Annotated in this window: 17 protein-coding genes; 5 read left to right on the forward strand and 12 right to left on the reverse strand. The window is 60.6% G+C overall.

Annotated features, from left to right (window positions below; genetic code table 11):
* Positions 1 to 24 precede the first annotated feature (24 nt).
* Complete coding sequence (locus tag VF684_RS06470) at positions 25 to 321, forward strand: GrxA family glutaredoxin (protein WP_223849348.1); 297 nt, start codon at positions 25 to 27, stop codon at positions 319 to 321.
* A gap of 104 nt (positions 322 to 425) precedes the next feature.
* On the opposite strand, the gene VF684_RS06475 is transcribed toward VF684_RS06470, so the two are convergent.
* Entirely contained in the window at positions 426 to 1,271 is an 846-nt protein-coding gene (locus tag VF684_RS06475; protein WP_005350508.1) for an endonuclease/exonuclease/phosphatase family protein, read from the reverse strand.
* Positions 1,272 to 1,378: 107 nt separating this feature from the next.
* On the opposite strand from VF684_RS06475, the gene VF684_RS06480 reads away from it, so the two are divergent.
* Complete coding sequence (locus VF684_RS06480; RefSeq protein WP_005337874.1) at positions 1,379 to 1,603, forward strand: hypothetical protein; 225 nt, start codon at positions 1,379 to 1,381, stop codon at positions 1,601 to 1,603.
* On the opposite strand, the gene yciA is transcribed toward VF684_RS06480, so the two are convergent.
* From yciA to VF684_RS06510, 6 genes are all read right to left on the reverse strand, one after another.
* Positions 1,604 to 2,008 carry an acyl-CoA thioester hydrolase YciA gene (gene yciA, locus VF684_RS06485; protein WP_005337875.1) on the reverse strand — a complete coding sequence of 135 codons (405 nt, stop codon included), beginning with the start codon at positions 2,006 to 2,008 and terminating at the stop codon, positions 1,604 to 1,606.
* Positions 2,009 to 2,067: 59 nt separating this feature from the next.
* Positions 2,068 to 2,916, reverse strand: a complete 849-nt coding sequence (locus VF684_RS06490) for an NAD-dependent epimerase/dehydratase family protein (protein WP_440173966.1) — start codon at positions 2,914 to 2,916, stop codon at positions 2,068 to 2,070.
* 294 nt (positions 2,917 to 3,210) lie between these two features.
* Positions 3,211 to 4,101, reverse strand: coding sequence for a TIR domain-containing protein (locus VF684_RS06495; protein ID WP_440173968.1), 891 nt, complete (start codon positions 4,099 to 4,101; stop codon positions 3,211 to 3,213).
* Positions 4,102 to 4,357: 256 nt separating this feature from the next.
* Positions 4,358 to 7,933, reverse strand: a complete 3,576-nt coding sequence (gene nifJ / locus VF684_RS06500; protein WP_376898658.1) for a pyruvate:ferredoxin (flavodoxin) oxidoreductase — start codon at positions 7,931 to 7,933, stop codon at positions 4,358 to 4,360.
* Positions 7,933 to 9,576 carry an NAD(P)-binding protein gene (locus tag VF684_RS06505; RefSeq protein WP_376898660.1) on the reverse strand — a complete coding sequence of 548 codons (1,644 nt, stop codon included), beginning with the start codon at positions 9,574 to 9,576 and terminating at the stop codon, positions 7,933 to 7,935. Before VF684_RS06505 ends, nifJ begins: the two co-directional genes overlap by 1 nt.
* Before the next feature lie 176 nt (positions 9,577 to 9,752).
* Complete coding sequence (locus VF684_RS06510) at positions 9,753 to 10,505, reverse strand: substrate-binding periplasmic protein (protein WP_368174471.1); 753 nt, start codon at positions 10,503 to 10,505, stop codon at positions 9,753 to 9,755.
* A gap of 77 nt (positions 10,506 to 10,582) precedes the next feature.
* Between VF684_RS06510 and VF684_RS06515 the strand changes: the two genes are divergently transcribed.
* Both VF684_RS06515 and VF684_RS06520 read left to right on the forward strand, forming a co-directional pair.
* Positions 10,583 to 12,433 carry an MOSC N-terminal beta barrel domain-containing protein gene (locus VF684_RS06515; RefSeq protein ID WP_376898662.1) on the forward strand — a complete coding sequence of 617 codons (1,851 nt, stop codon included), beginning with the start codon at positions 10,583 to 10,585 and terminating at the stop codon, positions 12,431 to 12,433.
* Between the two features lie 221 nt (positions 12,434 to 12,654).
* On the forward strand, positions 12,655 to 14,367 hold the full coding sequence (locus VF684_RS06520) for a methyl-accepting chemotaxis protein (protein WP_021231121.1): 1,713 nt from the start codon (positions 12,655 to 12,657) through the stop codon (positions 14,365 to 14,367).
* Positions 14,368 to 14,444: 77 nt separating this feature from the next.
* Here the strand turns inward: VF684_RS06520 and htpX are convergent, their stop codons facing one another.
* The 5 genes from htpX to bioB all read right to left on the reverse strand — a co-directional run bounded on the left by htpX (position 14,445) and on the right by bioB (position 19,257).
* On the reverse strand, positions 14,445 to 15,317 hold the full coding sequence (htpX, locus tag VF684_RS06525) for a protease HtpX (RefSeq protein ID WP_005337890.1): 873 nt from the start codon (positions 15,315 to 15,317) through the stop codon (positions 14,445 to 14,447).
* A 113-nt stretch (positions 15,318 to 15,430) separates the two neighbouring features.
* The gene (bioD, locus tag VF684_RS06530; protein ID WP_005337893.1) at positions 15,431 to 16,108 is read right to left on the reverse strand and encodes a dethiobiotin synthase; all 678 of its coding nucleotides are present in this window, start codon (positions 16,106 to 16,108) and stop codon (positions 15,431 to 15,433) included.
* A 59-nt stretch (positions 16,109 to 16,167) separates the two neighbouring features.
* Positions 16,168 to 16,983, reverse strand: coding sequence for a malonyl-ACP O-methyltransferase BioC (gene bioC, locus VF684_RS06535; RefSeq protein ID WP_139441188.1), 816 nt, complete (start codon positions 16,981 to 16,983; stop codon positions 16,168 to 16,170).
* Positions 16,976 to 18,172 carry an 8-amino-7-oxononanoate synthase gene (gene bioF, locus VF684_RS06540; protein ID WP_376898664.1) on the reverse strand — a complete coding sequence of 399 codons (1,197 nt, stop codon included), beginning with the start codon at positions 18,170 to 18,172 and terminating at the stop codon, positions 16,976 to 16,978. Before bioF ends, bioC begins: the two co-directional genes overlap by 8 nt.
* The gene (bioB, locus tag VF684_RS06545; RefSeq protein ID WP_201997949.1) at positions 18,169 to 19,257 is read right to left on the reverse strand and encodes a biotin synthase BioB; all 1,089 of its coding nucleotides are present in this window, start codon (positions 19,255 to 19,257) and stop codon (positions 18,169 to 18,171) included. Before bioB ends, bioF begins: the two co-directional genes overlap by 4 nt.
* 193 nt (positions 19,258 to 19,450) lie before the next feature.
* On the opposite strand from bioB, the gene bioA reads away from it, so the two are divergent.
* Complete coding sequence (bioA, locus tag VF684_RS06550; protein WP_201997948.1) at positions 19,451 to 20,725, forward strand: adenosylmethionine--8-amino-7-oxononanoate transaminase; 1,275 nt, start codon at positions 19,451 to 19,453, stop codon at positions 20,723 to 20,725.
* The last annotated feature ends 92 nt before the right edge of the window (positions 20,726 to 20,817 follow it).

Here is a 20,817-nt window from a genome sequence, read left to right on the forward strand (position 1 = left end):
GTTGCCTGCCTCATATCAACGGCCATACATAAACGGCTTAAAAAACGGAGAGAAAATATGTTTGCAGTGATTTTTGGTCGCCCGGGTTGCCCCTACTGTGTCCGTGCCGTACAGATCGCCGAGCAGCTGACCGAACAGCGAGATGACTTCAAATTCCGCTACGTGGATATCCATGCCGAAGGGATCACCAAAGAAGATCTGGCCAAGAGCGCTGGCAAGCCGGTCAATACCGTGCCGCAGATCTTCCTGGACGAGCAGCACATCGGTGGCTGCACCGATTTCGAAGCCTACGCCAAAGCGAATCTGGGTCTCTACCAGTAATGCCTGCGGGTCATCCCGAGCGGGTTGACCGCTAGAGCGTATAAAAAATCCGGCGCCATCAGGCGCCGGATTTTTTATGGGCAACACGCACACATCATTCCCGCTCAGGGAGTCACAGACTGGGCGGCAAAGCGCGCAATGATGGGGTTGTGATCCGAACTGTCGGTGGCCGGTGAACTCACCTCGACCAGGTCCAGATTGCGGTAGTAGAGGTGATCCAGCGGGCGACCGAAGGCGGTGCGGCGCAAGTCAGGCACCGGCACGGCCTCTTGCAGCCCCAGCTCGTCCACCAGTTTGCTTAACCAGAACTGACGCTTGTCGCTCCAGGTGTTGAAATCACCGGCCAGGATCACCGGCCCCTGATGGCGGCGCACCAGCGCAGTCAAATCGTTGAGCTGCTCGCGGAAGGTAGCCATCCCCAGCTCGAAATTGACCGCATGGATATTGATGACCATCACACCGTCAGGATCTCCCTGCAGCGGATAGAGGCTCACCAGCCCGGATTTGGGGATGCGCAGCAAGGGTTCGGGGGAGCGTACGCCACAGACGAACGCCTGCGGGGTCTTGGCCACCGTCATCACCCCGAACGACACGCCGCCCTGAGTGAAGGCTTGCAGCTGTTGCCACTGGAAATCACCGGCGCGCAGCCAGTCGAGCATATCGGGACGAGTGGCCGACTCTTGCAGCAGCACCAGATCCTGCCCCTTGGCATAACTGTCCATCCCTTCACGCCAGTTCTTGCGCTGGCCCTTGTAGAGATTCCACACCGTCACCCCGAATTCACGGGGCAGCGCCGTGGTCGCCAACGCTACCAGCGGCGGACGCTGGCAGTCGAGTCCCGGCACAATCCCTTGAGCTGTGACCAGATGGTTCTGATCCGGCACCTCAAAACAACCTACCAACCCCAGGGTCAGCAGGGAGGTGCCAAGAATGCGATAACTATTTTTCATTGGCTAACAACCGCCCGCCTTTGCTTTTTGTTGCGACCATCACAAACGTCATCCACGCCGACTAAGCTGATAGTCCCTGTTCCACCCAACCAGAAGGACGCTGTCTCATGGCGAAAGAACTTCGGTACAACGTGACGTTTTATGATCAACAAGGAAATTGTCATCAAGTGGAGCTGGCCACCGTCTATCAGATAAGACGGGACCCTCAATGCGATCTCTGCCTGTTTGACACCCTGCAATATGTGGGCTCGGAAGAGATGCTGGAACGCATGATACGGCAAAAAACCGGGCTTGAGCAGGAAATATCCATCATCAATGCCCGGCTGATTTAATCAGGCACTCACCGGAACCGGGCGGGATTTGCCCTGTTCGTCGATGGCGACATAGGTGAAGATCCCCTCGGTCACACAGTAACGCTGGGCATCGTTTTCCCGCAGTACCGGCTTGACCCACACCTCCAGCTTGAGCTTCATGGAGCTGCGGCCGATCTTCATGCAGCGGCCGTAGCAGCAGACCACATCGCCCACCTTGACCGGACTGTGAAAGGTCATGCCTTCGACGGATACGGTACAAATACGTCCTTTTGCCAGCTCCTTGGCCATAATGCCCCCACCTATATCCATCTGGGACATGATCCAGCCACCAAAGATGTCGCCATTGGGGTTGGTATCGGCTGGCATTGCCAGGGTTCTCAGCAACAACTCCCCATCGGGGTGACGTTTTGTATCTACCATCATTACCGCCTCTCTCTCATGGATGGCGGCATGATAGGGGGCGATCACCCCCTTGGCAAACCTCAATTGCCCGAGGCAGCGAGCTCGGCAAACCAGTGGGCCGGATCGGGCCAGCGATAGTTGAATCCCATCTGCTGACAAATCAGCTGACCGTCGATGGGCTGAAATTCACCGGCAGGCTCGATAAAGACAGGCGCGGGCAGCCCCTGCTGACGCGCCGCAAAGGGGTAAAACTGCTCGCGGCGCGGATGCACAGGCGCGCTCAGGTTGAAAACATCCCCGTCCTTGCCCCGCTCCAGCAGCAAGATGCAAGCCGCCACCACATCGTCCAGATGAACCAGATTGACCGACTGGGCGCCGCCATCGAGAGTCTTGCCCGCCAGGAAACGGCCGGGATGGCGATCCGGGCCATAAAGGCCAGAGGGGCGCACTATCATCACCGTCTCGAAACCTGCCGCCAGCACCGCCTGCTCCGCCGCCAGCATCCGCTCGCCACGGGCATGGCGGGGTTTGGGCTGCTCACCCTCTTCTTGACCCGCCCCCCATACCGAGGTGGCGCTGATAAACAGCACCCGCCGGGTGCCACTCGCTTTGGCCAACGCACAGGCCCTTGCCACCGCCTGCGGATAGTCATCGGTCTTGCTGGGCGGTACGCAGATCACCAGACTCTCGCAGGGGATGGGCCACTGCTCTTTTTGAGCAGAGACGGACATCTCGGCAGAGCCCATGTTGGCAGAGATGGTCAGCGGATAGGCGTTGATCCCCTCCCCCTGCAGACGGGCCGCCTTCTCGGTGCTGCTGACCGTCACCGCCACCGGCTTGCCAGCCGCCAACAGGGCTCGCGCCAGCGGCAGCCCCAGCCACCCCGCCCCCAGAATGCCGATCGTCCCGGCGAAATGTTGCTCTGTCATCGTCCCTCTCCTGCTTGACGCTATTTGCCCCGCAGCTTACCTGCCTTGGTAGGAAAGGGAAGCCTTAACCTGCAGATAGACAAATGCCGCCAAGACGGCGGCATATTTCTCACGTTCGGAAATCATATTTTCCTAACGTCCTATCTCTTGACCAATTCAATACTGCTCTCAGGTACAAAGTTCAGAGTAAATATAAAACCTCTCAGTTGTCTCGAGGAGAAAGATCATATCGCTAAGGGCAATACAAAATTTGACGTAAGTAAGACCAAAGTCACAAAGCGGTAGTGAGAACCGTTATGCTATTTCATACCCTGATGCTTTAAGGTCTTTGATGACGCTATATGCCACTTCTTCAATACTGTTCGTGAATTTTTTATAGATCATTCCACTAACATCACTTGGTAGTGCTACATCACCTGTATAGAGGCAACAAACCTTTGATCTTCCAAGCTTGCCCACGAAGTAGCCAAACTCAAAAATAACGTTTGGTCTTGCTCGGAACTCCTTGACTCTATCCTTGTCATCTTTTGACTCTTCTGACTTTAGATATGCAACTTCATCAGGAGTAAGCAAAATGAATGCATAACCAACGTCGCTATGCTTCTCAAATTTTTCAATAACAGTCAGACCTTCATCAGCCTGTCGATGTAGCACTACTGGTTCTAAGCCAATTTCACGGAGAAAAATTTCGAGATTTGATTTTGCTTTATCATCATGCCCATGCACAACAAAGACTTTTTTTGACTTTGATGGCGAACGTTGCGATACAGTTTGCTCCGAACCAGATGAAGTATGAGGATGATTTAGTGGTATTAGCTCTAGTCTTTCAAGGATCGAATCGAGGCGATGTACCTTGTCGTCGATACTTTTGTATAAATCCTCAATTTTCTCCCTAAGCGACGGTTCTCCCATCGAAACAAAGACTCCTCCAAACCAGCTTGAATACTCACCAGCAAGTTCTTCCGTTGTGAACATTCTTTTAAGGAGTTCTGTATTAAATGAATCCCATTTGCTGAATCCATTTCTGGCCGCCTCAAGAGACTCCAGCGACACGATCCCCATTTGCTTTATGTCAAGACCCTTTTGAATTCGATCTTGGAGTTTAGATTTTGCCTCATCTCTAGACATGCAGAGTTCTGCAGACTGCTTTGATGTCGCTGTGACGGACTTCTTACTTATTGCCAATGTTATCTCCTTAAAACTCTCACTACTTATTATGCGTAAAACCACCACATAACAACTCGTTGTTATTCCGTATATCCTGCCCATCCATATTTAACATATCAACAGCATTGTTAAATATTTTCAATGCGTTAGATTAACGTAGAGAGCATCTACTGCCAAACGTATTGCCATTTTTTCTTTATCAACATCACATATTTCTCAGGCAACAAAAAAGCGGGCCAATAGCCCGCTTGGTTATATTTCACTCACCCTATCCTCACACCGGCGGATGGAAATGGCTGGCTTCGCGGGTAGCCATCTCCTCGTAGGTGGCCCACTTCTGCCACGCCACTTTTTGCGCCACCTGCATCAGCCGTTCGGCCTCCTCAGGATGGCTCTGGGCCAGCACCCTATAACGGGTCTCCTCCTGCCGGTATTCAGCGAGGGGAATGGAGGGGCGCAGGCTGTCGAGGCTGAAGGGGTTCTGCCCCGCACTGCGCAGTACCGGGTTGTAGCGCATCAGCGGCCAGTGACCGGAAGCCACAGCGCGTTTTTGCTGGGTCAGGCCAAACTCCATATCGATGCCGTGGGCGATACAGTGGCTGTAGGCGATGATCAGCGACGGGCCCGGATAGGCTTCGGCCTCACGCAAGGCCTGCAGCGCCTGCTGCGGGTTGGCACCAAAGGCGATGCGGGCAACATAGACGTTGCCGTAGGAGATGGCCTGCAACGCCACATCCTTCTTGGCCAGCGTCTTGCCCCCCGCCGCGAACTTGGCGACGGCACCGAGCGGGGTCGATTTCGACATCTGGCCGCCAGTGTTGGAGTAGACCTCGGTATCCATTACCAGCACGTTCACATCGCGCCCGGAGGCGAGCACATGATCGAGCCCCGCTGAGCCGATATCATAGGCCCAGCCATCGCCGCCGATGATCCAGACCGAACGGCGTACCAGCTGATCAATCAAGGAGAGCAGCTCGCGGGCCTTGCCGGATTTCACCTCTTCCAGCCGCTCGCGCACTTGCGCGACCCGGGTGCGCTGGGCGCGGATCTCCGACTCCAGCCGCTGTGGGGCGCTAATCAGGGTATCGACCAGCTCTGCGCCCAGCTCTCCCTTCATCGCTTCGAGGGCCGCCACCGCCTGACCGTGATGCTGATCGGCGGTGAGACGAAAACCAAAGCCGAACTCGGCGTTGTCCTCAAAGAGGGAGTTGGACCAGGCGGGCCCCTTCCCTTCGCCGTTCTTGGCCCACGGTGTGGTCGGCAGGTTGCCGCCATAAATGGAGGAGCAACCGGTGGCGTTGGCCACTAGCATGCGATCGCCAAACAGCTGGGTCAGCAGCTTGAGATAAGGTGTCTCGCCACAACCGGCGCAGGCACCGGAGAACTCGAACAGGGGTTCGAGGAACTGGGCACCGCGCACCGTGGAGAAGTCCACCCGCTCGCGAGCAGGCCAGGGCAGGCTCTCGAACCAGCGCAGCGCCTGTTTCTGGCCAGCGAGATGCGGCGCCTTGTCCATCATGGCGATGGCGCGCTCGCCCTCATGACTCTCATCCGCTCCGACCCGCACCGGACAGGCCTGCACGCACTGGCCACAACCGGTGCAATCTTCCGGATAGAGCTGCAATGTGTAGCGGCTATCGGGGAAGCCCTTGGCGGTGACGGGCACCGACTGAGCGGCCTCGGGGGCGGTCGCCAGCCAGTCCTGATGGTAGAACTTGGCCCGCAGCGCCGCGTGGGGGCAGACAAAGACGCAGTTGCCGCACTGGATGCAGATATCGGAGTGCCAGATCGGGATCTCGCGGGCGATATCCCGCTTCTCGAAGCGGCTGGTGGCGGTGGGGTAAGTACCATCCACCGGCAGCATGGAGACAGGGATCAAATCACCACGCCCCGCCAGCATCTCGCCGGTGACCCGCTGGACAAACTCGCTGCCGCCGGGAGCCAATGGCAGCGGATAGTCGCTGATCTGCTCCTCACCGGACGGGATGACCACCTGATGGAGGTGGGCCAGGGTATCGTCCACCGCCGCGAAGTTGCGCTCGACCACCTCGGGCCCCTTGCGGGCATAGCTCTTCTCGATGCTCTCCTTGATCAGCGCAATCGCCTCATCCCGCGGCAAGATGCCAGCCAGCGCGAAGAAACAGGTCTGCATAATGGTGTTGATGCGATTGCCCATGCCGTTGCGCTCGGCCACCCGATCCCCATCGATGCAGTAGAGGCGGATATCGAGGGCACGGATGCGGGCGCGCAGCCGCTCGGGCAGCTCGGCCCAGACCAGCTCAGGCTCATAGGGAGCATTAAGCAGCAGGGTCGCCCCTTCGGCGGCATGCTCCAGCAGATCGACCGACTCGACAAAGCCCCACTGGTGGCAGCCGATAAAGCTCGCCTGCTCGATAAGCCAGGGGGCGTCGATGGGCTCGGGGCCAAAGCGCAAGTGAGAGACGGTACGCGAGCCCGACTTCTTGGAGTCGTAGACGAAGTAGCCTTGGGCGTGAAAGCCCTCCAGCTCGCCAATGATCTTGATGCTGTTCTTGTTGGCGCCGACGGTGCCGTCGGCGCCAAGGCCGAAGAAGAGTGCCCGTACCCGACTGGCGGGCTCCAGATCGCCGATGGGGTGCCATGCCAGACTGAGGCCCGACACATCATCGACAATCCCCACGGTAAAGCGCGGGCGCGGCGCATCAGAGGCGAGCTCCTCGAACACGGCCGCGCACATGGCAGGGGTGAACTCTTTGGAAGAGAGACCGTAGCGACCGCCACTGAGCCAGGGCAGCCGCTTGAAAAGGCCGCGCTGCAAGCCGTCAATCAGCGCGCTCTGCACATCCAGCAGCAGCGGCTCGCCACCGGCCCCCGGCTCCTTGGTACGATCGAGCACCGCCATGCGCCGCACGCTCTGCGGTAGCGCATCGAGCAGCGCCTGTACCGGGAAGGGACGATAGAGGCGAATGACCAGCACACCGGTCTTGCGATCCTGCCGGTTGAGCCAATCCACAGTCGTGCGGGCGGTGGCCGCCCCCGAGCCCATCAGCACGATGACATCGGTGGCATCGGGCGCGCCGTGGTACTCCACCAGCCGGTAGTGGCGACCGGTCAGCTCGCCGAGGTTGTCCATGCACTGCTGCACCCGCGCCGGTACCGCCTCGTAGAAGGGGTTGACGCTCTCGCGGGACTGGAAGTAGGTATCCGGGTTCTGGGCTGTGCCACGCATCACCGGATGATCCGGGTTCAGCGCCCGGGCACGGTGGGCGCGTACCCAGTCGTTGTCGATAAGGGCGCGAATTTCATCCCGATGCAGGGCGGTGATCTTGTTCACCTCGTGGGAGGTACGAAAGCCGTCGAAGAAGTGGATAAAGGGCACCCGGCACTGCAGGGTGACGCTGTGGGCAACCAAGGCCAAGTCCTGCGCCTCCTGCACCGAGCCGGAGGCGAGCATGGCAAAGCCGGTGCTGCGCGCCGCCATCACGTCCTGATGGTCACCAAAAATCGACAGCCCCTGCGCCGCCAGCGAGCGGGCCGCCACATGGAACACCGCCGAGGTCAGCTCACCGGCAATCTTGTACATGTTGGGCAGCATCAGCATCAGCCCCTGACTGGCGGTGAAGGTGGTGGCGAGCGCCCCCGCCTGCAGGGCGCCGTGTACCGTACCGGCCGCCCCCCCTTCACTCTGCATCTCCACCACAGTGGGAATGTTGCCCCACAGGTTGGTCTGCCCCTCCGCCGCCCAGGCATCGGCCAGTTCTGCCATGGTCGAGCTCGGGGTAATGGGGTAGATGGCACACACTTCACTCAGCTGGTACGCCACCCGGGCCGCGGCTTCGTTGCCGTCGACCATGATCAGTTCATGTTTCATTAGGACTCCTCCGGTTGGCGCAGCTCGATGGCGTGACAAGGGCACTGGTCGTGACAGGCACCGCAGCCGGTGCAGCGCTCGGCATCCACCTGATACCCCTTGCCCGGCCCCAGCTTGGCGATGGCCTGCTCGGGGCAGCTGCCGTAGCAGCCGTCGCACTCGAAGCAGTTGCCGCAGGAGTAGCAGCGCGCCGCCTCGTAACGGGCGGCCACCTCATCCAGCCCGCCGATGATCTCGCCAAAGTCATCCCGCGCCCACGCCGGTTTGACCGGCTGACTGCTGGCCGGGGCGTGGGTCTGGAACCAGAGTTGCAACTGCTCCGGCCCCACCAGCGGGTAGGAGAGCGGTTTGTGGTAGTGGCGACCGCGCAGCCAGGCATCCATATGGCGCGCCGCCTTCTTGCCGTGGCCGGTGGCGATGGTGACGGTGCGCTCGGAGGGCACCATGTCGCCGCCCGCAAACAGACCCGGCACATCCGTCATCAGGTTGCCCGCCACCTGTACGACCCCCTCCTTGTTGACCCGCACGCCGGGGATGCTCTCCAGCACCGATAGGTCGACCTCCTGACCGAGCGCCAGAATAAGGGAGTCCGCTTCGAGGGTTTCAAACTTGCCGGTGGGCACCGGCTTGCCCTCGGCACCCAGCGCCATCACCTCCACCTCGATATTGGTGTTGTCGAGCTGACGGATGCTGCGCAGCCAGTTGATCTTGATACCCTCCTCCTCGGCCTCGTCGGCTTCGAAGGCGTGAGCGGGCATATGATCCCGGTCACGGCGGTAGATGATCATCGCCTCCTCGACCCCGAGACGGCGGGCGGTGCGGGCCGCGTCCATGGCGGTATTGCCGCCGCCGTAGATCGCCACCCGTCGTCCCAGTTTAGGGGGCGGTAAGCCCTGCTCTTCGGCCAAACTGGCTTGTTCGAGGAAGCTCACCGCATCGAGGATCTTGCCCGCTTCACGGGCCGGAATATCGACCCGCTTGGCCAGATGGGCGCCGATGGCCATAAAGACGGCATCAAAGCCCCCCTCGTCGCGCTCACGCAGCACATCCTCCACCTTGTGGTTGAGGGTCAGGGTCACCCCGGCCGCCACGATGCGGGCCACCTCCCGATCCAGCACGTCGCGGGGCAGACGGTAGGCGGGAATGCCAAAGCGCAGCATGCCGCCAGCAAGCGGCCCGGCTTCGCGGATCTCCACCTGATGGCCGAGCCGGTTGAGGTGCCAGGCGCAGGAGAGGCCGGAGGGGCCGGCACCGATCACCAGCACCTTCTTGCCGCTGGCAGGGGCAGGTGGCGCAGGCTGCCAGCCACGGGCCAGCGCCTCGTCGCCGAGGAAACGCTCGATGGCATGGATAGAGACGGATTCATCCACCTGACCGCGGTTGCAGGCGCTCTCGCAGGGGTGATAGCAGACCCGGCCATGAATGGCGGGCAAGGGGTTCTCTTCGGTCAGGGTCTGCCAGGCCGCCTCAAAACGGCCGGCCTGCGCCAAAGAGAGCCAGGCCTGGATATTTTCTCCGGCCGGGCAGGCGTGATTGCAGGGTGGCAGGGCTGGCCGCCAAACGGGTAGCCGGGTACGCACCGGGCCTGTTCCCGTTTTCAGGGAGAGATCCGGCAATGGGGTCATGTCCAGTTGTTTGCTCATACATTGCTTTCTTCTTTTTGTGTGACAGGCCCCACCCGATGGCGCTTGATACCGTGTAGCCGAGGCGGACGGTGGCCGGATGGGGAAGAAGCGAAAGCGTTAGAAACTGGGAACTGAGTCGATAATGGCCGCTTTTTTGTACTGATTAGCGAATCAGGATCAAAAAATGTTGCACTTTATGGTTCATAGAGACCAGAACGTGACTCAAGTAACATCTTCTCCAGCTGACCGCTGGCTTTCAGTTTGGCGAGCCCCCGATTGAAGGTTTTGATCAATTCGTCAGCGTTGGCACGCTTGCGGCTGATCAACAGGTGACCTTCGACCTTCATCACGGGTTTTGAATGGGTTGCAAAGAGATCGACCGTGCTGGCCGGGTAGAACTGACGCAGGGAGTAGTAGCCGACATCTATGTTCTCCAGGGTCAGGTCGGCGCGGCCGGAGAGCAGCAGATCAAAGCTCTGGCGCAGCCGGGTGACGAACTGCACCTGCAGCGGCACCTGCGCGATGGCTGCAAAAAAATCTGCATTGTAGGTATAGCCACTGACCGCAGCCAGCTTGCGATCCGCCAGATCCTGATAGCTGCGCCATTCCAGCGGATCGGACTTGAGATAGAACCAGACGTAGGTCTCGCTCAGGATGGGATCGCTGTAGAGATGGGTTTTGCGCCGCTCGCTCGACTCATACCAGTGGACAGTGCCATCCACCACCCCCTCCTCCGACAAGCGAAAGGCCCGCTTCCAAGGCAGAAACTGGAACTTGACGCTCACCCCTTCACTCCTGAATGCCTCGCTCACCACATGGGGGATCAGCCCCTGATACTTCAGCGTCTCGGAGCAGTAAGGGGGATACTCTCCCGTGGTCAGAGTCAGCTCCTGCGCCCAGAGCCCTTGGCAAAAAAGGCTCCCCGCCAGCAACCAGCTTATTTTCATCCCGATGCCCTCTTGTTCTGTTTTCCCAACTATAGACCGCCCCCTTGAAAGGATTGCCGGATCGTCGGGGAACCGTTATGTTCCCCTTTTTCCAGGCGATCGCGCCGCGTCACAAGGATATGAAGATGCCCAGGCTAGACAGCATTCACCTCTACCCCATCAAATCGACTGCAGGTATGCCGCTGGCTCGCGCCCGGGTGACCGAAGAGGGACTGGCAGGGGATCGCCGCTACATGGTGGTCAAACCGGACGGCACCTTTATCACCGCCCGTACCCATCCCCAGCTGCAACAGGTCGTGGCCACCCCCATCGAAGGAGGCTTGCAACTGCGCTATCCGGGCTTTGAACCGCTCACCCTGCAAGAGGTCGACTTCAGCCGCACCCCGCAAGCTACCGGAGTCTGGAGCGACCGTTTCACCGCCCTGCACACCGACCCCAAAGCCGATGGCTGGCTAAGCCGGGTGGCAGGGGAGAGGGTGCAACTGCTCTGGCTGGGTGAAACCTCGGATCGCTTTCGCGAGAAGACCGGCACCCGGGTCAGCTTTGCCGACGGTTATCCGCTGCTGCTGATAAGCCAGGCTTCCCTTGAGGATCTCAATCTGCGCTCCGATGCGCTGCACCAGATGAGCCAGTTCCGCACCAATCTGGTGGCAAGCAATACCCAGCCCTTCGAGGAGGACAGCTGGGTGCGTATCCGCATCGGCGAGGTGGAATTCAAGGTGGTCAAGCCCTGCAGCCGCTGCATCATGACCACGGTGGAAGCAGGCACCGATCGCTTCAACGCCCTGAAAGAGCCGCTGGCCACCCTCACCCGCTACCGCCGTGGCGAGGATGGCGAGGTCTACTTCGGTCAGAATCTGATCGCCCTGAACGAGGGCTGGATTGAGGCAGGCAGCGAGATAGAAGTACTGGAGCGCACCCGTCCGGTGGTCTATCCCGCCGCCGCGCCGAAGAAGCGGGAGCTGGTCTGCGTGGCCCGCGAACCGCTGGCGCGGGATCTGGAGACCTTCTGGTTCGAAGCAGCCGATGGCGAGCCCCTGCCCGACTACCTGCCGGGCCAGCATCTGCCCATCAGTCTCGATATCAAAAATGAACGGATCCTGCGGCGCTATACCCTGAGCTCCACGCCGGATCACCCGGAGCGTTACAGCATCAGCGTCAAAAAGGTGGAGGGTGGCCGCATCTCCCACTGGCTGCACCAGCAGTTGCAGGTGGGTGATCGGCTGCTGGCCGCCAACCCCGCAGGCGAGTTTCACTTAGGGTCCGAGCGCAACCTCCTGTTGCTCTCCGCAGGCTCCGGCGTCACCCCCATGCTGGCGATAGCCCGCACCCTGGCGCTGCGCGGGGAGCTGGAAGAGGTTCACTTTATGCACCTGTGCCGTAGCGAAGCGGACATTCCCGCCGCCAGCGAACTGCACGCAATGGCGCAGCAGGGCATGACCCTCACCATTATCCTGAGCCAGCCGGACAATCACTGGCAGGGGCTGCAAGGGCGACTCAATGATGAGCATCTGCAACTGGTCAAAGGGTTGGCCGAAAAAGAGGTCTTTATCTGCGGCCCCCACGGTTTTATGGCCGATGCGGCGGCGAAAGTGGCAGCCCTCGGCGTTCCGGCCGCGCGGATCAAACAGGAGAGTTTTGGCGGCGCCATTCTCTCGGTGGCCCGCCCCCATCAGGCGGTGCAACTGTGTATCGGCGCCCAAGCCTTTACCGGCAACAATCAGCGCACAGTGCTGGATCAGGCCAACAAGCAAGGTGTAGAGCTGCCCTGGAGCTGCCGCGCCGGCATCTGCGGCAGTTGCAAACAGACGCTGATCTCGGGCGAGGTGGATCACCCCGACGCCCCCGCCATCACCGCCGCCGAGCGGGCGGAGGGCAAGATCCTTGCCTGCTGCGCCGTGCCGCTCACTGACCTTGAAATCCTATGATCGGGTGATCGGGCCGCATTAACTCACGCCACCCAGATGACCAGGGAATTGACCCCGGTCATCTTTATCCACACTTGTTCAGCTGATCCGCCCTTAATTTGTCCCCACGGCCTTCATCAGTGAGTTTCCCTTCCTATACTCTCAGAGCAAAAAGCCTTGCCAGCCATTGACTTGGCGATGCTCCATACGACACTCAGCCATAGGGAAAGGACGCCCATACCATGGAACAGAACAAGCCCGCCTTTCAGCTCAACCTGCTGCTATCCGTCATCACCCTGATCCTGCTGTCACTGGTGTTTTTCGCCTACAGCTGGGCTGGGAAACAACTGGAAGAGAGTTATCGACAACAATATGTCTCCTACCTGCTGGCCGACGAACTGCGCCAATCCTCCGATGATCTGACCCGACTCGGGCGCACCTATGTCATCACCAAGGATCCAGCCTACGAACAGCAGTACATGCGGATCCTGGCCATTCGCAACGGCGAACAGCCGAGACCGGATGGCTACAACCGTATCTACTGGGACTTTGTCGCCGCCAACGGCCAGAATCCCCGTCCCGACAGCAATGTTCGCCGTGGCCTGATCGACCTGATGAAGGATGCCGGTTTCACCGACGGCGAACTCGCCAAACTCAACGAGGCCAAAAACAACTCGGATGCCCTGGTCAACACCGAGGTCGCCGCCTTCAAACTGGTGCAGCAGAGCGATGGCGACCCGGTTGCCAACCAGCAAAAAGCCATCGCCATGATGCATGACAAGGCCTATCACCAGAACAAGGGGCGCATCATGTCCCCCATCGATGACTTCTACGTGATGATGGAGCAGCGCAACCATGAGGCAGTCGAGAGCGCCATCGCCAATACCGACATGCTGCGCTATCTCTTTATCGCCCTCGGTCTGGTGTTGATGTTCTTCCTCTGGCGCACCTATCGCTCCCTGCTCGATCTGGTGGGCACCTCGGTCGAACAGCTCAAGACCGATCTCCATATGATGGCGGAAGGGGACTTCTCGCGCCCCATCAAGGTGCCGCCAGGATCGAAAGAGAGCCTAATCGGCCTGCTCGGCGGTATGCAGACCACCCTCAAGGGGATCATCGCCAAGGTCTCCCACTCCACCGAGGAGTTGTCCCACTCTGCCGACAGCATCGCCCAGATCGCCGAGCAGACTGCCCAGTTTGCCACCGATCAGCAAACCAGCACCCAGACCATGGCCGCCGCCATCGAGGAGCTGGTGGTGAGCATCAGCCACCTCTCCGACAACGCCACCCATGCTGACGAGCTGAGCAAGGTCTCCGCCAATACCCTGGAGGAGGGTTCGGGGGTCATTAAAGAGACGCTTGGCAGCATCGAGAATATCTCCACCACTGTGGGGGATGCAGCCAGCACCATCTCCGAGCTCAACGGCCATACCCAGCAGATTTCGGAGATCATCGGGGTGATCCGCGGTATCGCCGATCAGACCAACCTGCTGGCTCTCAACGCGGCCATCGAGGCAGCGCGGGCCGGTGAACAGGGTCGCGGCTTTGCGGTGGTGGCCGACGAGGTGCGCAATCTGGCCAGTCGCTCGGCGGCCTCAACCCAGCAGATCACCGGGATGATTAGCAAAATCCAGAGCGGGGCGGATGCCTCCATCCGCAGCATGGAGAACACTGTCAACAACGTCTCTCGCGGGGTCACGCTGGCCAACCAGACCGGCGAGGCGATCGCCAGCATCCAGAGCCACGCCTCCAACCTCACCGGCTTGATGGGAGAGATCAGCCACACCCTGCGCGAGCAGTCCACCGCCGCCAACGAGGTGGTATCTACCGTCGGCAACATCACCTCTCTCTCCGAACAGTCAGGGGATGCCGCCCGCCACGTGTCCCAAGAGGCAGCCAAGCTCAAGCAGCTGTCACGGGTACTGCGCCAGGAGATGGGACACTTCAAGCTTTAAAGAACGCTGAAAAGCAAAACGGCTGCCCGAAGGCAGCCGTTTTTTATTCGGGGTGATCCCCCGTCATTCAGTATCTATCAACCACGCAGGGCGGCGATACGCTGCTCGATGGGCGGGTGGCTCATGAACAGCTCGCTCATGGAGCGCTTGCCGTTGATGCCAAAGGCCATCATGGAGCCTTCCAGCTGCGGCTCGGCACCGCGGGAGAGGCGCTCAAGGGCGGCAATCATCTTGTCGCGACCAGCCAACTTGGCGGCACCGGCATCGGCACGGAACTCGCGCTGACGGCTGAACCACATGACGATGATGGAGGCCAGAATGCCGAACAGCATCTCCAGCACGAACACGGTGATCATGTAAGCAAAACCGCCGGTGCTGCTGCTCTCTTCCTCGTTGTTGGAGCTGAAGAAGTTGCTGATCACGCCAGCCACGATCCGGGCGAAGAACATCACGAAGGTGTTCACTACCCCCTGGATCAGGGTCAGGGTCACCATGTCGCCATTGGCCACGTGGCTCACCTCGTGGGCCAGCACCGCTTCCGCCTCGTCACGGCTCATGCTGTAGAGCAGGCCGGAGGAGACCGCCACCAGCGAATCATCGCGGCGGGCGCCGGTCGCAAAGGCGTTCATCTCGGGAGAGTCGTAGATCCCCACTTCCGGCATCTTGATACCCGCTTCGCGGGCCTGACGGGCCACAGTGCTCACCAGCCAGTGCTCGGTCTCGTTACGGGGTTGCTCGATGACCTGGACGCCATAGCTGCGCTTGGCCATCCACTTGGACATCAGCAAGGAGATAAAGGAACCCCCAAAACCGAACACGGCACAGAACACCAACAGCCCGGAAATGCTGGACTTGTTGATCCCCAGAACCGAGAACAGGATATTGAGTACCACCCCCAGCACCAGCATGACGGCCAGGTTGGTCACCAGGAATAGCATAATTCGCTTCATATAGACTCCTTGTGAAGATAAGGGACATGACCGGGGATCACTCGGGAACCCCACCTGATCATGTTAATGTCGACATTCTAGGGAGATTCGATGAATGTTCGCTGAATATGCCGTCAAAGTAGCGGCGAGATATCGAGACGCCCCTGCAAATCGGCTTCAAGCGGATTGTTTATAAACGGAATTTCGCCGAGGAAGGGGGCTGGCAGCAAGCCCCTCAGGGTGTCCAGATTTTCCTGATAATGGCTCATGGAACCATGGAGCCGATTAATTACCCACCCCGCCACCGGCAGCTGATCGTTGCGGATGGCGGCAAAGGTGAGCAGCGCATGGTTGAGGCAACCCAACTTGGCGCCCACTACCATGATCACCGCCATGTTCTCCTGTTTCACCCAGTCCGACAGCAGATGCTTGCGATCGAGCGGCAAATACCAGCCCCCTGCCCCTTCCACTACCGCCAGTTCGGCCCCGGCCTGTTCAATCTTGCGTAGCCCCTCGCTCAACCCCTGCATGGTGATAGGCTGGCGCGCCTCGCTGGCGGCGATGTGGGGCGCAATCGGCGGCTCATAGGCGAACGGATTGACCACCTCATAGGGCAGCGGCAGACTCGCCGCCTCCTGCAACAGAACGGCATCCAGGTTGCGCAGCCCGTCCGGGGTGCGGGCACATCCGGCCGAGACCGGCTTGTAACCCGCGCACTTGATTCCCTGTGCGCTGAATTCACGCAGCAGGGTGCGCGCCACCAGCGTCTTGCCCACATCGGTATCGGTGCCGGTGATAAAGAATGATTTCATACGGTTCTCTCCTTGGCAGGGCCCGTTGACTACCCTGCACACAATGCGATTCCCGGCGCTCAGCGAGGCTTGCTGAGACGGCCGAGGCACACCCGATAACTGGCGACCAGCCTGCCATCTGGCTGGCGAAACGCCTCATACGCCTGCGCCAACTGCTGCAATCTGGCGCGCCCGCTCAGACCGGCTGGGGCGGCACTCCCCTGATTGTCATTGACCTGATTGGCCCCAATCCCCTTGAGATCGCGCAACAGCTGCGGCACTTCAAGATAGGCGAGATCCCAGGTGATACAACGCAGCTCGGGAGCAGAGACCCCGGCGCTAGCCAGCGCCTGCTCCAATTGTGGCAGGCTGAGGAAGCGATTGACATGGGCGCGACCATCAAGCTGCTGCCAGGCGGCTCGCAACTGCCAGAGCGACTCATCGAGCAGGGTCGAGAAAAAGATCTGGCCGCCCGGTTTGACCACCCGCAGCAGCTCGCCAAAAGCCTGGGCCGGACGCTCGCACCACTGTAGCGCCAGACTGGAGAAAACCCAGTCGAACGCGCTGTCGGCGAAAGGAAGCTGCTCCGCATCGCCGCAGAGCAGGCGAGCACCGCTGCAACGCAAGGCGGCCTGCGCCAGCATGCCGGGGGCGAGATCCAGCCCCACCAGCTGGTGACAACGGTTCGCCAGTTGGGGCAAGAAAAAGCCGGTGCCGCAGCCCAGATCCAGCCCGCTCACCGTCAGATCAGTGCCAACCAGCCTGTCTGGCATCCATTCCAACAGCGCCTGCCCCACCTCCTGCTGAAAGCGGGCGTGGGCATCGTAATGACGAGCGGCGGCGCCGAAACGGCGAGCAAGCTGCGCCTTGTCGACCGTTTGAAAGCGCTCAGTCATAGTGAGCCTCCCCTAGCGTTGTAACTGCAGGGCAGACCCCCAAGGCATCGAGCAGGCGATCCACATCCTGCTCGCTGTGGGCCGCGCTCAGGGTAATTCGCAGCCGGGCCGTACCGACTGGCACAGTGGGCGGGCGAATGGCGCCAGCCCAGATACCGCGATCCCGCAGCCGTTCAGCCAGTTGCAAAGCAGCAACGCTCTCCCCCACCAGCAGCGGCTGGATCGGGGTGTCGCTCGCCCCCAGTTGCCAACCCTGCGCCTTTGCCCCTTGCCGGAAGCGGGCGATCAGCTGGCCAAGATGGGCGCGGGCATCCTCGGCGGCACGTACCAGTTCGATACTCTTGCTGACCGCACAAGCCTGGGCGGCGGGCATATGGGTGCTGTAGACATAGTGGCGGGCGAAGTTGACCAGATACGCCACCAGCTCGCGACTGCCACCGACAAAGGCACCGGCGACGCCAAGCGCCTTGCCAAAAGTGCCCATCTGGATGTGTACGCTGGCAGGGTTAACCCCCTGCGCCGCCAGGGTGCCGCGCCCCTCGGGCCCCTGCACGCCGAGGCCGTGGGCATCGTCGATCATCAGCCAGTTGCCGCTCCGGGCTGCCAATGCCGCGAGTTCACCCCAGGGGGCCTGATCCCCGTCCATGCTGAACACCCCCTCCGAGACGATGAGCCCGCGATTTGGCTCAAGCTGTCGTTCAAGGGCCGCCATATCGTTGTGGGCAAAACGCTTCATCTTGCAAGGGAGCTGGCTGCCCATCTCCTGCAAAGAGGCGTGGATGAGTTTGTCCTGCCACAGCAGATGTTCCTTACCGAGCAGCGCTTTGAGCACCGCCTGATTGGCCGAAAAACCGCAGTTGAAGAGCAGCACCGCCTCCACCCCGAGCCACTCGGCCAGGGTCTCCTCAAGCTGTTGGTGGGCACGGCAGTAACCGGTCACCAGCGGCGAGGCGCCGGAGCCCGTGCCATAACGCTCAATCCCCGCGTTGAAGGCGGCCTTGATGGCGCCGTGATCCGCCAGTCCCAGATAGTCGTTGGCGGAAAAGTTGAGGTAGTCGCGCCCCGCAACCCTGAGCCGCCCGCCACTCGCCCCGTCGGTCGCGATGCGGCGACGCAGCAGATTGGCCTGCTCGCGCTCGGCCAGCGCCGCGCCCAACCCAAAGGGGCCCGTTACTGCAGGGCTGTTCATGACCGAACGGCCCCTGCACGGGGGCGGGTGGCGTCATAAAACATTTCGGCAGGTTCGCTCTGGCGGCTCACCTCGGCCAGCAGCTCCTCTTCTTGAACCTGATCCGGCTTCTGGGCCCGCTGAGCGGGGCGAATGCCGAGTCGCTTGAACAGCTGCATATCGCTGTTCTCGTCCGGGTTGGGAGTGGTCAGCAACTTGCAGCCATAGAAAATGGAGTTGGCCCCGGCCATAAAGCACATCGCCTGCATCTGCTCGTTCATCTTCTCCCGCCCGGCGGAGAGGCGCACATGGGAGGCGGGCATCATGATCCGCGCCACGGCGATGGTGCGGATAAATTCGAATGGATCGAGGTTCTCCTCGTTCTCCAGCGGCGTTCCCTTCACCTTGACCAACATGTTGATGGGCACGCTTTCGGGGTGGCGCGGCAGGTTGGCCAGCGCCATCAACAGGCCCGCCCGATCTTTGGCCTGCTCGCCCATGCCGACGATGCCGCCAGAGCAGACCTTCATGCCGGCACTGCGCACATGCTCCAGGGTATCGAGCCGATCCTGATAGGTGCGGGTGGAGATGATCTCGCCGTAAAACTCCGGCGAGGTGTCGAGGTTGTGGTTGTAGTAATCGAGCCCCGCAGCGCCAAGACGGGCCGCCTGATCGGCGGTGAGCATCCCCAGCGTCATGCAGGTCTCCATACCGAGCCCGCGCACCTCCTCGATCATCCGGATGATGTAGGGCATGTCTTTTTCTTTGGGGTTGCGCCAGGCGGCCCCCATGCAGAAACGGGACGAGCCATTGGCCTTGGCTTCGCGGGCCCGCTCCAGCACCTTCTCCACCTCCATCAGCCGCTCGGCCTCAAGACCGGTATGGTAACGGGCGCTCTGGGGGCAGTATTTGCAATCTTCCGGGCAGGCGCCGGTCTTGATGGAGAGCAAAGTACTCACCTGCACTTCATTCGGGTCAAAGTGGGCGCGGTGGACAGTCTGGGCCTGAAACAGCAGATCGTTGAACGGCAGGGCAAACAGGACCTGAACCTCGGCGAGGGTCCAGTCGTGACGAAGGGCGTGACCGCCCGCGGTGAGAGCATTCATACATGGCTTCCGGTTGTTATTAGTGGGATCCTGCGCCCGCCATCTTGGGATGGACGGCCACAAAACCCGCCGCCGGGCCCGCGCGCTCAGGGTGATGCGCAGTGCCAAGTGGCTGAAATTGTTGGCTAGTGTAGAGAGCACGCGTAGACTGTCAACACCGACCAGATCAAACCAATTGACAACAGAACAACAAATGACCAACCAAGAATTCGACCTGCACCACATCTGGCACCCCTATACCTCCCTCACTCACCCCCTGCCCTGCTATGAAGTGGCCAGCGCCAAAGGGGTGAAGATCACCCTCAGCGATGGCCGCAAACTGGTGGATGGCATGAGCTCCTGGTGGGCTTGCGTGCACGGCTATCAGGTGCCGGAACTGGACGCTGCCGCCACCGCCCAGCTCGGCAAGATGTCCCACGTGATGTTTGGCGGGCTGACCCACCCCCCGGCGGTCGAGCTCTGCCGCAAGCTGGTGGAGATCACTCCGAAGGGGCTTGATCGGGTCTTTCTGGCCGATTCCGGCTCGGTAGCGGTGGAAGTGGCGCTCAAGATGGCGCAGCAGTACTGGCACGCCAGGGGGACGCCCAGAGCCAAATTTGTCGCCCTGCGCAGCGGCTATCACGGCGACACCTTTGGCGCCATGAGCGTCTGCGATCCCGATGGCGGCATGCACGAGCTCTACAAGGGATTCCTGCCGGAACACTATTTTGTCGATGCGCCGAACTGTCGCTTCCACGCCGAGTGGGACGAGCAGTGCGTGGTGGAGCTGGCCACACTCATGGCCGATCATCACGAGGAGATAGCCGCCATCGTGCTTGAGCCCATAGTGCAAGGCGCTGGCGGCATGCGCTTCTACCACCCCCGCTACCTGCAGTGGGTGCGTGCCCTGTGCGACGAGTTCGGCGTGCTGCTCATAGCTGACGAGATTGCCACCGGCTTTGGCCGCACCGGCCAGCTGTTTGCCTGTGACTGGGCGGGGATCAGCCCCGACATCATGTGTCTGGGCAAGGCGCTCACCGGCGGCTACCTCACCCTCTCGGCGACCCTGACCACCGAGCATGTCGCCCGTACCATCTGTGACGGCAAGGCGGGGGTCTTTATGCACGGACCCACCTTTATGGGTAATCCCCTCGCCTGCGCGGTGGCCAACGCCTCCATCGAGTTGCTGCTGGCCTCACCGTGGCAGGAGCGGGTGCGCGCCATCGAGCATCAGCTGCGTACCGAACTGGTAGAGCTGACCCTGCACCCGGCGGTCGCTGATGTGCGGGTGCTCGGCGCCATCGGGGTGGTGGAGATGAAAGAGCGGGTGGATGTGGCGCGCATCCAGCGCAAGTTTGTCGAACTGGGCGCCTGGATCCGCCCCTTTGGCAAGCTGGTCTACCTGATGCCACCCTTCGTTATAACCCCCGAACAGCTGCGGGTATTGACCGGCGCCATCCGTCAGGCCATCACCGAAGGCGAGTTTTAATGCAATGCAACGGGCGGCCATCGCTGCCGCCCGTTTGACTACCGGCATTTGATATATAAAGAGGGCAACTTTATCCACTTCAGTGCAGTTTC

Origin of the sequence: Aeromonas sp. Lyrl_2 (genome assembly GCF_051948815.1) — a bacterium.
In the GTDB taxonomy this organism is placed as follows: Bacteria; Pseudomonadota; Gammaproteobacteria; order Enterobacterales; family Aeromonadaceae; genus Aeromonas; species Aeromonas veronii.